Genomic DNA, 13944 nt, shown 5'->3' on the forward strand with positions numbered 1-13944 from the left:
TCCCCCTCGCGATGACGCCTCTAGAAACCAAGCGCCCGCTGCAGCTCAATGATCAGGGCCAGCTGCGCCACTTCCTCTCGCTCGACGGTTTGCGCCGCGAGCTGCTGACGGAAATCCTCGACACCGCCGACTCGTTCCTCGAAGTCGGCGCCCGGGCGGTGAAGAAAGTCCCGTTGCTGCGCGGCAAGACCGTGTGCAACGTGTTCTTCGAGAACTCCACCCGCACCCGCACCACCTTCGAACTGGCGGCCCAGCGGCTGTCGGCGGACGTGATCACCCTGAACGTGTCCACGTCGTCGGCAAGCAAGGGCGAAACCCTGCTCGACACCCTGCGCAACCTGGAAGCCATGGCCGCCGACATGTTCGTCGTGCGCCACGGTGATTCCGGCGCGGCGCACTTCATCGCCGAACATGTCTGCCCGCAAGTGGCGATCATCAACGGCGGCGACGGCCGTCACGCCCACCCGACCCAGGGCATGCTCGACATGCTCACCATCCGTCGGCACAAGGGCGGCTTCGAAAACCTTTCGGTGGCTATCGTCGGCGACATCCTGCACTCGCGGGTGGCACGCTCGAACATGCTCGCGCTGAAAACCCTCGGCTGCCCGGACATCCGCGTCATCGCGCCGAAAACCCTGCTGCCGATCGGCATCGAGCAATACGGCGTGAAGGTTTACACCGACATGACCGAAGGCCTGAAAGACGTTGACGTAGTGATCATGCTGCGCCTGCAACGTGAACGCATGACCGGCGGCCTGTTGCCGAGCGAAGGCGAGTTCTACCGCCTGTTCGGTCTGACCACCGCGCGCCTGGCCGGAGCCAAACCGGATTGCATCGTCATGCACCCGGGACCGATCAACCGCGGCGTGGAGATTGAGTCGGAGGTGGCCGACGGCCCGCACTCGGTGATCCTCAACCAGGTCACCTACGGCATCGCAATTCGTATGGCCGTGCTGTCCATGGCCATGAGCGGGCAGACTGCCCAGCGCCAATTCGAGCAGGAGAACGCCCAGTGAAGCTCAGCATTCTCGGCGCCCGCGTCATCGATCCAGCCAGCGGCCTGGATCAAGTTACCGATATCCATATTGAAGCCTGCAAGATCATTGCCCTTGGCGCCGCCCCGGCCGGTTTTGTCGCCGTCGACACCCTCGACGCCAAAGGTCTGATCGCCGCCCCTGGGCTGGTTGACCTGAACGTCGCCCTGCGCGAACCGGGCTACAGCCGTAAAGGTTCAATCGTCAGCGAAACCCGCGCCGCCGCGGCCGGTGGCGTCACCAGCCTGTGCTGCCCGCCGAAAACCAAACCGGTGCTGGACACCTCGGCCGTGGCCGAACTGATCCTCGACCGCGCCCGCGAGGCCGGCAACACCAAAGTCTTCCCGATCGGCGCCCTGAGCAAAGGCCTGGACGGCGAACAGCTGGCCGAGCTCGTTGCCCTGCGCGATGCCGGTTGCGTGGCCTTCGGCAATGGCCTGGACAGCTTCCGCAATACCCGCACCCTGTGCCGGGCACTGGAATACGCCGCAACATTCGACCTGACGGTGATTTTCAACTCTCAGGACCATGACCTGGCAGAAGGTGGCCTGGCTCACGAAGGCCCGACCGCCAGCTTCCTCGGTTTGCCGGGCATTCCGGAAACCGCCGAAACCGTGGCTCTGGCCCGTGATCTGCTGCTGGTCGAGCAAAGTGGCGTGCGCGCGCACTTCAGCCAGCTCACCAGCGCCCGCGGCGTGGCCCTGATCGCTCAGGCCCAGGCTCGCGGCCTGCCGGTGACGGCTGATGTCGCCCTGTACCAGCTGATCCTGACCGACGAAGCCCTGATCGACTTCAGCAGCCTCTATCACGTCCAGCCGCCGCTGCGCACCCGCGCCGACCGCGATGGCCTGCGTGAAGCGGTGAAATCGGGTGTGGTCTCGGCCATCTCCAGTCATCACCAACCCCACGAGCGGGACGCCAAACTGGCGCCGTTCGGGGCCACCGAGCCGGGCATCAGCAGCGTTGAACTGCTGCTGCCGTTGGCGATGACGCTGGTGGAAGACGGTTTGCTGGACCTGCCAACGCTGTTGGCGCGCTTGAGTACCGGACCTGCCGAGGCATTGCGCCTGCCGGCGGGCAAACTGGCGGTAGGTGGACCTGCGGACATCGTGCTGTTCGATCCGTCGGCTTCGACCGTGGCCGGTGAGACCTGGCTGTCCAAAGGCGAAAACTGCCCGTTCATTGGCCACAGCCTGCCGGGCGTGGTACGTTACACCTTGGTGGATGGACGCATTAGCCACCAGGCGTAAGACCGCGTCGCGGCAATCGCGAGCAAGCTCCCACACTGGATCTGTGTCGTTCACAAATCCCCTGTGGGAGCGAGCTTGCTCGCGATGGCTTACTGGAAAGCGCCTCTATTCTGAGCGTTACGCACGGAAACCTGGTCATTCAGCGTCCAGAAGTCATACAGCACCCCCAGAAAGAACAACCCGCCCGTCACCAGGTACAGCAATCCGCTGATCCACTTCCCTTGATACATCCGATGCACGCCGAACACCCCAAGAAACGTCAGCAGAATCCACGCAACGTTGTACTCGATAGGCCCGGCGGTAAAACGCAGGTCAGCTTCACGATCCATGGCAGGGATCAGAAACACGTCGATCAGCCAACCGATACCCAACAAACCGAAGGTGAAGAACCAGATCGTCCCCGTCACCGGCTTGCCGTAATAGAAGCGGTGAGCGCCGGTAAAACCGAAAATCCACAGCAGGTAACCGATCACTTTGCTGTGCGTGTCTTGATGCGGAACGGGCTGTTGATAGGTGTTCATTAAGGACCTCGATTCACACGATAGATAAATATTCTTTAAATCTTTGTGACTTTTTTACGAGTTGCCGACGTATGGCAAATGATACTGTCTCTCCCGTCAAAGCCTTATAACACCTGACGTCTGTTCGACAATCGCGTCCATTTTCCGCTTATTTGGTTCCGTTGACCCCAAGGTTGAATCGACCAACGGCCTCGGAAGGGCCAAAAAAGCTGTTATAAAGTTGCGCGCTAACTTATATGAGCCTTGCCTAATGCGTCCATTTTTCAAGACATGGCTAACCATTTGCCTTTTGATGCCACTGGCCGCCCACGCCACCAATCGTGAGCAACGTCTTCCTAACGTTAATGGTTACACCCAAAAATCCCATGTTTCTGCTCCTTCGAGCAAAAACAAACAGACCGTAAAACGCGCTCCCCAGCTGAGCAGCAACAAAAGCAGCCTGATACCGCCAATGGCGGCCAAGGAAAGCAGCAACGTGCTGAGCCGCGCAGTCAACGTCCTCGGTACACCCTACCGTTGGGGCGGCAGCAGCCCAAGTAAAGGGTTCGACTGCAGTGGCCTGGTGAAATACGCGTTCAACGACGCCACGTTTGACCTGCCACGCACTTCCAACGCCATGGCCAGCGGTCATGGGGAGAAAGTCGATCGCAAGGATCTGAAGCCTGGCGACCTGATTTTCTTCAACATCAAGAGCCGTCAGGTCAATCACGTTGCCATCTACCTGGGCAACGACCGCTTCATCCACGCACCACGTCGTGGCAAGTCGGTGACCATCGACACGCTGAAAAAACCCTTCTGGGAAAGCCACTATGTGGTTGCCAAGCGGGTTACGCCGAAAGAGAAGAACACCCTACAGGTTGTTCAACGCTGATTTGAAGCAAGATCAAAAGATCGTCCGAACGCGGCCCGAACCTGCGGCAGCTCCTACACGGGACTATGCATTTCCCTGTAGGAGCTGCCGCAGGTTCGGGCCGCGTTCGGACGATCTTTTGCTTTAAGCCTCAAAAACCATCCGGCGTGCGCGCCTTCTCCCGCGCATGCTCGCGGCTGATCAAGCCCTTGGTCACCAGCTCCTTCAAGCACATATCCAGCGTCTGCATCCCCAGGTTTCCCCCGGTCTGAATCGACGAGTACATCTGCGCCACCTTGTCTTCGCGGATCAGGTTACGGATCGCTGACGTGCCGAGCATGATTTCGTGGGCCGCGATCCGCCCGCCGCCGATCTTCTTGACCAACGTCTGCGACACCACCGCCAGTAACGACTCGGACAGCATCGAACGGACCATCGACTTCTCGTCCCCCGGAAACACGTCCACCACCCGGTCGATGGTTTTTGCCGCCGATGTCGTGTGCAGCGTGCCAAACACCAGATGACCGGTTTCGGCGGCGGTCAACGCCAGGCGAATGGTCTCCAGATCCCGCATCTCCCCCACCAGAATCACGTCCGGGTCCTCCCGCAGGGCCGAGCGCAGAGCCGTGGCGAAGCTGCGTGTATCGCGATGGACTTCACGCTGATTGATCAAACATTTGCGCGACTCGTGGACGAACTCGATCGGGTCTTCGATGGTGAGGATGTGGTGGTGACGATGGGTGTTCAGGTGATCGATCATCGCCGCCAGGGTGGTGGATTTGCCGGAACCGGTCGGCCCGGTCACCAGCACCAGCCCCCGCGGTGCTTCGGTAATCTTGCGAAACACTTCCCCCATACCGAGGTCGTCCATGCTCAGGACTTTGGACGGAATGGTCCGGAACACCGCGCCAGCACCACGATTGTGGTTGAACGCGTTAACCCGAAAACGCGCCACGCTGGGCACGTCAAAGGAAAAGTCGGTCTCCAGGTGCTTCTCGAAGTCCACCCGCTGAGTGTCGTTCATGATGTCGTAGATCAGCGCCTGCACCTGCTTGTGGTCCAGGGCTGGCAGGTTGATGCGCCGCACATCGCCGTCGACCCGAATCATCGGTGGCAGGCCGGCAGACAGATGCAAGTCGGACGCGCCCTGTTTCGCGCTGAAAGCCAGCAGCTCAGTGATATCCATAGCGTTCCTCAATTCCAGTAGAATGCCGCGAACCTTCAGACCGCCGGCGCCTCTTGATGTCCACGATAGCAGACAACATCGCTCAGGTTAGTTCACGTATCCACGCCGCTGCCGTCGCCGCAAAGCGCGACGAAGACAGCGTCCAGCTGCTGGCCGTGAGCAAGACCAAGCCCGCCGAAGCCCTGCGCGAAGCGTATGCCGCGGGGCTACGCGATTTTGGCGAGAACTACCTGCAGGAAGCCCTGAGCAAACAGCTCGAATTGGCCGACCTGCCCTTGATCTGGCACTTCATTGGCCCCATTCAATCGAACAAGACTCGCGCTATCGCCGAGCACTTCGCCTGGGTGCATTCCGTGGATCGTTTGAAAATCGCACAACGCCTGTCCGAACAACGTCCTGCCGATTTGCCGCCTCTGAACATCTGCATCCAGGTCAACGTCAGTGGTGAAGCCAGCAAATCCGGCTGCACCCCGGCCGACCTGCCGGCCCTGGCCAATGCCATCAGCGAACTGCCGCGCATCAAGCTGCGCGGGTTGATGGCAATCCCCGAGCCGACTGAAGATCGCGCCGCCCAGGATGCCGCTTTTGCTGCCGTGCAGCTTCTGCAAGCCAGCCTAAACCTGCCGCTCGACACACTTTCCATGGGCATGAGCCACGACCTCGAGTCGGCCATCGCCATGGGCGCCACCTGGGTCCGTATCGGTACGGCCCTGTTTGGTGCCCGCGACTACGGTCAGCCTTGAAATATGGCTGACTCCTCTCTTTATAAGGACCTGACATGAGCAAGACTCGTATTGCCTTTATCGGTGCCGGCAACATGGCCGCCAGCCTGATCGGCGGCCTGCGCGCCAAAGGTCTGGACGCCGCGCAGATCCGCGCCAGCGATCCGGGCGCTGAAAGCCGCGCTCGCGTGAACGCTGAACACGGTATCGACGTGTTCGCCGACAACGCCGAAGCCATCCAGGGCGCCGAAGTCGTCGTACTGGCGGTCAAACCTCAAGCGATGAAAGCCGTCTGCGAAGCACTTCGCCCAAGCCTCCAGCCGAATCAACTGGTGGTCTCGATTGCGGCCGGCATCACCTGCGCCAGCATGAACAACTGGCTCGGCGCCCAACCGATCGTGCGTTGCATGCCCAACACCCCGGCGCTGCTGCGCCAGGGCGTGAGCGGTTTGTTCGCCACGGCTGAAGTGAACACCGAGCAACGCCAACAGGCGCAAGAACTGCTGTCCGCCGTCGGCATCGCACTGTGGCTGGATGAAGAGCAGCAACTGGACGCGGTCACCGCCGTTTCCGGCTCGGGCCCTGCGTACTTCTTCCTGCTCATCGAGGCCATGACCGCCGCCGGCGTGAAGCTCGGCCTGCCAGCAGACATCGCTGCACAACTGACCCTGCAAACCGCTTTGGGCGCTGCTCACATGGCCGTGGCCAGTGACGTCGACGCTGCGGAACTGCGTCGTCGCGTGACGTCACCTGCGGGCACGACGGAAGCGGCGATCAAGTCGTTCCAGGCCGGCGGCTTCGAAGCCCTGGTAGAAAAAGCACTTGGCGCCGCTGCGCACCGCTCGGCCGAGATGGCCGAACAATTGGGTCAATAAGGAGCCTTACATGATTGGATTGAACACTGCTGCGGTCTACGTGCTGCAAACCCTCGGCAGCCTGTACCTGCTGATCGTGCTTCTGCGCTTTGTGCTGCAACTGGTACGCGCAAACTTCTACAACCCGCTCTGCCAGTTCGCCGTGAAAGCCACTCAGCCGCTGCTCAAGCCGTTGCGCCGGATCATCCCGAGCATGTTCGGCCTGGACATGTCCTCGCTGGTGCTGGCGATCCTCGTGCAGCTGGCACTGATGGCCCTGACTCTGCTGCTGACTTACGGCACCACCGGTAACCCGCTGCAATTGCTGCTCTGGTCGCTGATCGGCGTGACCGCGCTGTTCCTGAAGATTTTCTTCTTTGCCCTGATCATCAGCGTGATCCTGTCCTGGGTCGCGCCGGGCAGCCATAACCCTGGCGCCGAGCTGGTGAACCAGATCTGCGAGCCAGCCCTGGCACCGTTCCGCAAGATCCTGCCGAACCTCGGCGGCCTGGATATTTCGCCGATCCTGGCGTTCATGGTGCTCAAGCTGATCGACATGCTGGTGATCAACAACCTCGCCGCCATGACGATGATGCCGGAAATCCTGCGTCTACTGATCTGACCCGGTGAGCTACTTTCGCTGGGACGGTGACGACCTGATTCTGGAATGTCACCTGCAACCGGCGGCCCGCAGCGATGATTTCTGCGGGCTGCATGGGGATCGATTGAAGATTCGCCTGACGGCGCCGCCGGTTGAAGGCAAGGCCAACGCGTATTTGATGGCGTTTTTGGCCAAGGCGTTTGGGGTTTCCAAGAGCCAGGTGAGTTTGATTAGCGGGGAGTTGAATCGGCAGAAGCGGGTGCGGATTTGCTCGCCGAAGAAGCTGCCGGATTTGCCGGGGTTGGTGCGACAGAGCTGATAGACCGAGGCGCTGCATTCGCAAGCAAGCCCGCTCCCACAAGGGAACGCATTCCAATGTGGGAGCGGGCTTGCTCGCGAATGGCGCGCCTCGGTCCAGCTGAATGAAATCAGCCCCGGCCTTTGCTTGCTGCTAGGGGCAGCGGTCTTTAGACTTACGCCTCATTTCAACGAGAGCAGGGTCGATGCCAGCTGCCTTCCCCCCCGATTCTGTTGGTCTGGTGACGCCGCAAGTGGCGCACTTCAGCGAACCCCTGGCCTTGGCCTGCGGCCGTTCGCTCCCAGCTTATGACCTGATCTACGAAACCTACGGCACGCTGAATGCCGCGGCGAGCAACGCCGTGCTGATCTGCCACGCCTTGTCCGGTCATCATCACGCTGCCGGCTTCCACAGCCCCGACGACCGCAAACCCGGTTGGTGGGATAGCTGCATCGGCCCCGGCAAGCCGATCGACACCAACAAATTCTTCGTAGTCAGCCTCAACAACCTCGGCGGTTGCAACGGCTCTACCGGCCCGAGCAGCATCAATCCGGAAACCGGCAAGCCATTCGGCGCCGACTTCCCGGTGCTGACCGTGGAAGATTGGGTTCACAGCCAGGCGCGCCTGGCAGACCGCATCGGCATCGGCCAATGGGCCGCCGTGATTGGCGGCAGTCTCGGTGGCATGCAGGCGATGCAGTGGAGCATCACCTACCCGGATCGCATTCGTCACTGCTTGGCCATCGCTTCGGCCCCCAAGCTGTCGGCACAGAACATTGCCTTCAACGAAGTGGCACGTCAGGCGATCCTCACCGACCCCGAATTCCACGGCGGTTCGTTCCAGGAAGCGGGCGTGATCCCCAAGCGTGGCTTGATGCTGGCGCGGATGGTCGGGCACATCACGTACCTGTCCGATGACTCGATGGGTGAGAAATTCGGTCGTGGCCTGAAGAGCGAAAAGCTCAACTACGACTTCCACAGCGTCGAGTTCCAGGTCGAAAGCTACCTGCGTTATCAAGGCGAAGAGTTCTCCGGACGTTTCGACGCCAACACGTACCTGCTGATGACCAAGGCACTGGACTACTTCGATCCGGCGGCGAACTTCGACGATGACCTGGCGAAAACCTTCGCCAACGCCCAGTCCAAGTTCTGCGTAATGTCTTTCACCACCGACTGGCGCTTCTCCCCTGCCCGCTCGCGGGAACTGGTGGACGCGCTGATGGCGGCCAAGAAAGACGTCTGCTACCTCGAGATCGACGCTCCGCAAGGCCACGACGCCTTCCTGATTCCGATCCCGCGCTACTTGCAGGCATTCAGCAATTACATGAACCGCATTACGTTGTGAGAAAGCCATGAGAGCTGATCTGGAAATCATCCAGGAATGGATCCCCGCCGGTAGCCGCGTACTCGACCTCGGCTGCGGCGACGGTGAGCTGCTGACCTGGTTGCGCGATAACAAGCAAGTGACCGGCTATGGCCTGGAAAACGACCCGGACAACATCGCCGAATGCGTGGCCAAGGGCATCAACGTGATTGAGCAGGACCTGGACAAGGGCCTGGGCAACTTTGCCAGCAACAGCTTCGACGTCGTGGTCATGACCCAGGCGCTGCAGGCCGTGCACTACCCGGACAAGATCCTCGACGAAATGCTGCGCGTCGGTCGCCAGTGCATCATCACCTTCCCCAATTTCGGTCACTGGCGCTGCCGCTGGTACCTGGCGAGCAAGGGCCGGATGCCGGTGTCCGATTTTCTGCCGTACACCTGGTACAACACGCCGAACATCCACTTTTGCACTTTCGAAGACTTTGAAGCGTTGTGTCGCGAACGTGAAGCCAGGGTCATTGATCGGCTTGCCGTGGATCAACAGCACCGCCACGGGTGGGCCAGTAAGCTATGGCCTAATCTATTAGGTGAAATCGGTATTTACCGCGTCAGCAGCCCCGGGCTGCAAGACCACAAGGTCGCGGTCTGAGTCACGACACTTCGAGGAGAATGAACATGGGTCGTCTAGCGCTGTTTGTACTTACTGCCTGCCTGAGCGTCACCGCCATGGCCGCCGACGTCATCAAAGGCGAGCGCAAAGAAACCTTTGGCGATGTAACGGTGCACTACAACACCTTCAACTCCACTTTTCTGACACCGGACATTGCCAAAGCGGCCGGGCTGACGCGAAGCAAGAACCAGGGCGTGATAAACGTCTCCGTGCTCAAGGATGGCAAACCACTGACCGCTGAAGTCAGCGGATCGGTGAAAGACCTGACCAGCCAGACCGTACCGTTGAAGTTCAAACAGATCACTGAACAAGGCGCGATCTACTACATCGCCCAGTTCCCGGTCGATCAACAGGAAGTCCGCACCTTCGACATCAAGGTGCAGAACGGCGATAAAATCAACACCATCAATTTCAACCAAGAGCTCTTCCCCGGCGAATGATCAACTTCACGCAACTCGTACTGGCCAGCCACAACGCCGGCAAACTCAAGGAACTTCAGGCCATGCTCGGCGAATCGGTGCAACTGCGCTCGATCGGCGAGTTCAGCAGCGTCGAACCTGAAGAAACCGGCTTGTCGTTCGTCGAAAACGCCATCCTCAAGGCCCGCAATGCCGCGCGCATCTCCGGCCTGCCAGCGCTGGCCGACGATTCGGGGTTGGCCGTGGATTTCCTCGGCGGTGCGCCGGGAATCTACTCGGCGCGTTACGCCGATGGTCAGGGCGATGCGGCGAACAACGCCAAACTGCTCGACGTATTGAAGGACGTGCCGCAAGCCGAGCGCGGTGCACAGTTCGTCTGTGTGCTGGCGCTGGTGCGTCATGCCGACGATCCGTTGCCGATCCTTTGCGAAGGCCTGTGGCACGGCCGCATCCTGCCGCAAGCCAGCGGCGAACACGGTTTTGGTTACGATCCGCTGTTCTGGGTGCCGGAACGCGACTGCTCCAGCGCCGAACTGAGCCCGAGCGACAAGAACCTCATCAGCCACCGCGCCCGTGCAATGGATCTGCTGCGCCAGCGTCTGGGCCTGAAATGATCCATGACTCATCCGCGTCGCCGCTGATCTTCGGCGGCGACGCCCAATCGCCTCGGGCCGCCCTGCCTGTGCTGCCGCCCCTGGCGCTGTACATCCACATCCCGTGGTGTGTGCGCAAATGTCCTTATTGCGACTTCAATTCCCACACCGCCAGCCCGGTGTTGCCGGAAGAAGAATATGTGGACGCGCTGCTGGCCGACCTCGATCAGGACCTGCATGCGGTTTACGGCCGTGAGCTGAGTTCGATCTTCTTTGGTGGCGGCACGCCGAGCCTGTTCAGCGCCGAGGCGTTGGGCCGTTTGCTCAAAGGCGTCGAGCAGCGCATTCCGTTCGCCAGCGACATCGAAATTACCCTGGAAGCCAATCCTGGGACGTTCGAGCAAGAGAAGTTCGTCGCCTACCGGGCGCTGGGCATCAATCGCCTGTCGATCGGCATCCAGAGCTTTCAGGAAGAGAAGCTCAAGGCCCTGGGGCGGATTCACAACGGTGACGAAGCGGTACGTGCCGCCGGCATGGCCCGTCAGGCCGGGTTCGATAACTTCAATCTGGACCTGATGCACGGTTTGCCCGATCAGTCCCTGGACGACGCCCTGAGCGATCTGCGCCAGGCCATCGCCCTGAAGCCGACCCACTTGTCCTGGTATCAGCTGACCCTGGAACCGAACACGGTGTTCTGGAACCAGCCGCCAACGCTGCCGGAAGACGACATGTTGTGGGACATTCAGGAGGCCGGTCAGGCGCTGTTGGCCGAGCACGGTTACGCGCAATACGAAGTCTCGGCGTATGCCCAGCCCGGCCGTCCGGCGCGGCATAACCTCAATTACTGGAGTTTCGGCGACTTCATCGGTATAGGTGCCGGGGCTCACGGCAAGCTCAGCCACCCGGACGGGCGCATCGTCCGTACCTGGAAGACCCGCCTGCCGAAGGACTACCTCAACCCGGCCAAAAGCTTCAAGGCTGGGGAGAAAACCCTGACCAATGAAGAACTGCCGTTCGAGTTCCTGATGAACGCCTTGCGTCTGACCGAGGGTGTGGAATCGCGACTGTACCCGGAACGCACCGGGATGAGCCTGGAAAGCCTCGCCGAAGGCCGCCGGGTCGCCGAACAAAGTGGCTTGTTGCAGGTCGAACCGTCACGTCTGGCGGCCACCGAGCGCGGACAACTGTTTCTCAATGACTTGCTGCAGACATTTCTGAGCTGATTTCAGCCTTAAGGGAAAACGAATGGATTTGATACTCGACCTGCTCGCCACCGCGTCCCGCTGGAGCCGTAGCAACCTGTCTGAAATCGCTCTGGCACTGGTGGGCTGCCTGCTGGTGTTGTTTGGCGCCGATATCAAAGGCTGGGTCGACCAACGCCTGGGCAGCATCGCCGGCGCCTTGCGCGTCCCGCTGATGGCCCTGCTGTGCATGATCGGCAGCGGCGTCGCGCTGATCTACGCCACGCCGTGGATCATCAAAGGCCTGAGCCAGTTCAACAACTACAGCCTGGCGCCGGTGTTGTTGGTGGTGCTGGTGTTGATTGGCGTCGTCGCAGACCGCCGCTAACCCCCTGGCACAACACAAAACAAATGTGGGAGCGGCGGTGCGACGATTCGACTTGCTCGCGAAAGCGGTGTGTCATTCAACTTAAATGTCGACTGACACGACGCCTTCGCGAGCAAGCCCGCTCCCACATTGGGTATTGCGTACGGTTTAGGACTGTTTCTCGAACTTCAGATCCCACACGCCATGCCCAAGACGTTCGCCGCGGCGTTCGAACTTGGTGATCGGGCGCTCGGTCGGGCGCGGGACGCATTTGCCGTCTTCGGCCAGGTTGCGATAACCCGGCGCAACGTTCATCACTTCCAGCATGTACTCGGCGTACGGTTCCCAATCGGTGGCCATGTGCAGCACACCGCCGACCTTCAACTTGCTGCGCACCAGTTCAGCGAACGACGCCTGAACGATACGGCGCTTGTGGTGGCGGCTCTTGTGCCATGGGTCCGGGAAAAACAGCATCAGGCGATCGAGGCTGTTGTCGGCCACGCAGCGGTTGAGCACTTCAATCGCATCGCAATCGTAGACCCGCAGGTTGGTCAGGCCCTGAGTCAGCACGCCATTGAGCAGCGCTCCCACACCCGGACGGTGCACTTCCACGCCGATGAAATCCTGCTCTGGAGAGGCTGCGGCCATTTCCAGCAGCGAATGGCCCATGCCGAAACCGATTTCCAGCGAGCGCGGTGCCGAACGACCGAACACCTGATCGAAGTCCACCGGCGCATCGGCCAGAGGCAACACGAACAGCGGCGTGCCCTGTTCCAGACCTTTTTGCTGGCCTTCGGTCATGCGCCCGGCGCGCATCACAAAACTCTTGATGCGGCGGTGTTGGCGCTCTTCGCCTTCTTCCGGCTGGATAGGCGTTTCGTTTGATTCAGTCATCAATGGCTCTTACTTGATCAGACCATCCAGCGGCGAGGAGGCGCTGGCATAGAGTTTTTTCGGCATGCGGCCGGCGAGGTAGGCCAAGCGACCTGCCACGATGGCGTGTTTCATGGCTTCAGCCATCATGATCGGCTGCTGGGCATGGGCGATAGCCGAGTTCATCAGCACCGCTTCGCAACCCAGTTCCATGGCGATGGTTGCATCGGAGGCGGTACCGACACCGGCATCCACCAACACCGGGATCTTGGCTTCTTCGAGGATGATCTGCAGGTTGTACGGGTTGCAGATCCCCAGGCCCGTGCCGATCAGGCCGGCCAGCGGCATCACCGCGATGCAGCCGATTTCCGCCAGTTGACGGGCAATGATCGGGTCATCGCTGGTGTAGACCATCACGTCAAAACCTTCCTTGACCAGCACTTCGGCGGCCTTGAGGGTTTCGATCACGTTGGGGAACAGGGTTTTCTGGTCCGCCAGCACTTCCAGCTTCACCAGGTTGTGGCCACCGAGCAGCTCACGGGCCAGGCGGCAGGTGCGCACAGCCTCGGTAGCGTCGAAGCAACCGGCGGTGTTAGGCAGAAAGGTGTAGCGATCCGGCGACAGGACTTCGAGCAGGTTCGGTTCGCCCGGGTTCTGGCCGAGGTTGGTGCGGCGCACGGCGAAGGTGACGATCTCGGCACCCGAGGCTTCGATGGCCAGGCGGGTTTCTTCCATGTCGCGGTACTTGCCGGTACCTACCAGCAAACGTGACTGGTAAGTACGACCGGCCAGGACGAAGGGCTTGTCGCTACGAACGATGCTCATGGGAAATCCTCTGTAGGGGTGAGGTTCTTGCAGAATTCTGTGCCCATAAGGGCCGGACGACTAGCCGCCGCCGATAGCGTGCACCACTTCGACGGAATCGCCGTCGTTCAGCGTGGTTTCTGCGTGCTGGCTGCGCGGGACGATATCCAGATTGAGTTCGACCGCCACCCGGCGTCCGGTCAGCTCCAGACGGGTCAGCAGGGCCGCAACGGTTTCACCGTCGGGCAGTTCAAGGGATTCGCCGTTCAACTGAATGCGCATGCCGGAAGCCGCCATCATTTTTAGGGGCTGGCATTCTAGCCCGATCAGTCTTGGCGACCCAAGCCATTCGTCTTGTAACTAGATTCTGTAGGAGCTGCCGAAGGCTGCGATCTTT

18 protein-coding genes are annotated in these 13944 nt (G+C 60.6%); 13 read left to right on the forward strand and 5 right to left on the reverse strand.

Annotation, left to right across the window (positions count from 1 at the left end; genetic code table 11):
• Nucleotides 1–11 precede the first annotated feature (11 nt).
• Together E3W21_RS14905 and E3W21_RS14910 are read left to right on the forward strand one after the other, a co-directional pair.
• Nucleotides 12–1016, forward strand: coding sequence for an aspartate carbamoyltransferase catalytic subunit (locus E3W21_RS14905; protein WP_134420668.1), 1005 nt, complete (start codon nt 12–14; stop codon nt 1014–1016).
• Nucleotides 1013–2284, forward strand: a complete 1272-nt coding sequence (locus E3W21_RS14910; protein ID WP_134420670.1) for a dihydroorotase — start codon at nt 1013–1015, stop codon at nt 2282–2284. Before E3W21_RS14905 ends, E3W21_RS14910 begins: the two co-directional genes overlap by 4 nt.
• 89 nt (nt 2285–2373) lie before the next feature.
• Here the strand turns inward: E3W21_RS14910 and E3W21_RS14915 are convergent, their stop codons facing one another.
• A complete protein-coding gene (locus tag E3W21_RS14915; RefSeq protein WP_134420672.1) occupies nt 2374–2805 on the reverse strand; it encodes a TM2 domain-containing protein in 432 nt (143 codons plus the stop codon).
• A 250-nt stretch (nt 2806–3055) separates the two neighbouring features.
• Here E3W21_RS14915 and E3W21_RS14920 point away from each other — a divergent pair, with 250 nt between their 5' ends.
• Nucleotides 3056–3676: a C40 family peptidase gene (locus tag E3W21_RS14920; protein WP_134420674.1), complete on the forward strand. Its 621-nt coding sequence runs from the start codon at nt 3056–3058 to the stop codon at nt 3674–3676.
• A 130-nt stretch (nt 3677–3806) separates the two neighbouring features.
• On the opposite strand, the gene E3W21_RS14925 is transcribed toward E3W21_RS14920, so the two are convergent.
• Entirely contained in the window at nt 3807–4841 is a 1035-nt protein-coding gene (locus E3W21_RS14925) for a type IV pilus twitching motility protein PilT (protein ID WP_129440352.1), read from the reverse strand.
• 56 nt (nt 4842–4897) lie between these two features.
• Between E3W21_RS14925 and E3W21_RS14930 the strand changes: the two genes are divergently transcribed.
• The 10 genes from E3W21_RS14930 (at nt 4898) to E3W21_RS14975 (ending at nt 11891) form a co-directional block, all read left to right on the forward strand.
• Nucleotides 4898–5584, forward strand: a complete 687-nt coding sequence (locus E3W21_RS14930; RefSeq protein ID WP_129440350.1) for a YggS family pyridoxal phosphate-dependent enzyme — start codon at nt 4898–4900, stop codon at nt 5582–5584.
• A 35-nt stretch (nt 5585–5619) separates the two neighbouring features.
• Nucleotides 5620–6438: a pyrroline-5-carboxylate reductase gene (proC, locus tag E3W21_RS14935; RefSeq protein ID WP_129440348.1), complete on the forward strand. Its 819-nt coding sequence runs from the start codon at nt 5620–5622 to the stop codon at nt 6436–6438.
• Between the two features lie 10 nt (nt 6439–6448).
• Nucleotides 6449–7039 (forward strand): YggT family protein, encoded by a 591-nt coding sequence (locus E3W21_RS14940; RefSeq protein WP_129440346.1) that lies wholly within the window; start codon nt 6449–6451, stop codon nt 7037–7039.
• A 4-nt stretch (nt 7040–7043) separates the two neighbouring features.
• Nucleotides 7044–7337 (forward strand): DUF167 domain-containing protein, encoded by a 294-nt coding sequence (locus E3W21_RS14945; RefSeq protein ID WP_134420676.1) that lies wholly within the window; start codon nt 7044–7046, stop codon nt 7335–7337.
• A gap of 184 nt (nt 7338–7521) precedes the next feature.
• A complete protein-coding gene (locus E3W21_RS14950; RefSeq protein WP_134420678.1) occupies nt 7522–8661 on the forward strand; it encodes a homoserine O-acetyltransferase in 1140 nt (379 codons plus the stop codon).
• 7 nt (nt 8662–8668) lie between these two features.
• Nucleotides 8669–9289: a methionine biosynthesis protein MetW gene (gene metW, locus E3W21_RS14955; RefSeq protein ID WP_008152632.1), complete on the forward strand. Its 621-nt coding sequence runs from the start codon at nt 8669–8671 to the stop codon at nt 9287–9289.
• 26 nt (nt 9290–9315) lie between these two features.
• The gene (locus E3W21_RS14960; RefSeq protein WP_008152635.1) at nt 9316–9750 is read left to right on the forward strand and encodes a DUF4426 domain-containing protein; all 435 of its coding nucleotides are present in this window, start codon (nt 9316–9318) and stop codon (nt 9748–9750) included.
• Nucleotides 9747–10343 (forward strand): RdgB/HAM1 family non-canonical purine NTP pyrophosphatase, encoded by a 597-nt coding sequence (rdgB, locus tag E3W21_RS14965; RefSeq protein ID WP_134420680.1) that lies wholly within the window; start codon nt 9747–9749, stop codon nt 10341–10343. Before E3W21_RS14960 ends, rdgB begins: the two co-directional genes overlap by 4 nt.
• Nucleotides 10340–11545 carry a radical SAM family heme chaperone HemW gene (gene hemW / locus E3W21_RS14970; RefSeq protein WP_134420682.1) on the forward strand — a complete coding sequence of 402 codons (1206 nt, stop codon included), beginning with the start codon at nt 10340–10342 and terminating at the stop codon, nt 11543–11545. Before rdgB ends, hemW begins: the two co-directional genes overlap by 4 nt.
• 22 nt (nt 11546–11567) lie before the next feature.
• The gene (locus E3W21_RS14975; RefSeq protein WP_046045220.1) at nt 11568–11891 is read left to right on the forward strand and encodes a DUF3392 domain-containing protein; all 324 of its coding nucleotides are present in this window, start codon (nt 11568–11570) and stop codon (nt 11889–11891) included.
• Nucleotides 11892–12038: 147 nt separating this feature from the next.
• On the opposite strand, the gene trmB is transcribed toward E3W21_RS14975, so the two are convergent.
• The 3 genes from trmB to thiS are packed head-to-tail and all read right to left on the reverse strand — an operon-like array spanning nt 12039 to nt 13829.
• Nucleotides 12039–12764: a tRNA (guanosine(46)-N7)-methyltransferase TrmB gene (trmB, locus tag E3W21_RS14985; RefSeq protein WP_046053677.1), complete on the reverse strand. Its 726-nt coding sequence runs from the start codon at nt 12762–12764 to the stop codon at nt 12039–12041.
• A gap of 9 nt (nt 12765–12773) precedes the next feature.
• Nucleotides 12774–13568 carry a thiazole synthase gene (locus E3W21_RS14990; RefSeq protein WP_007897902.1) on the reverse strand — a complete coding sequence of 265 codons (795 nt, stop codon included), beginning with the start codon at nt 13566–13568 and terminating at the stop codon, nt 12774–12776.
• Between the two features lie 60 nt (nt 13569–13628).
• Entirely contained in the window at nt 13629–13829 is a 201-nt protein-coding gene (gene thiS / locus E3W21_RS14995; RefSeq protein ID WP_007897898.1) for a sulfur carrier protein ThiS, read from the reverse strand.
• Between the last annotated feature and the right edge of the window lie 115 nt (nt 13830–13944).

This window comes from Pseudomonas sp. F01002 (genome assembly GCF_004402115.1).
Taxonomy (GTDB): domain Bacteria; phylum Pseudomonadota; class Gammaproteobacteria; order Pseudomonadales; family Pseudomonadaceae; genus Aquipseudomonas; species Aquipseudomonas frigoris.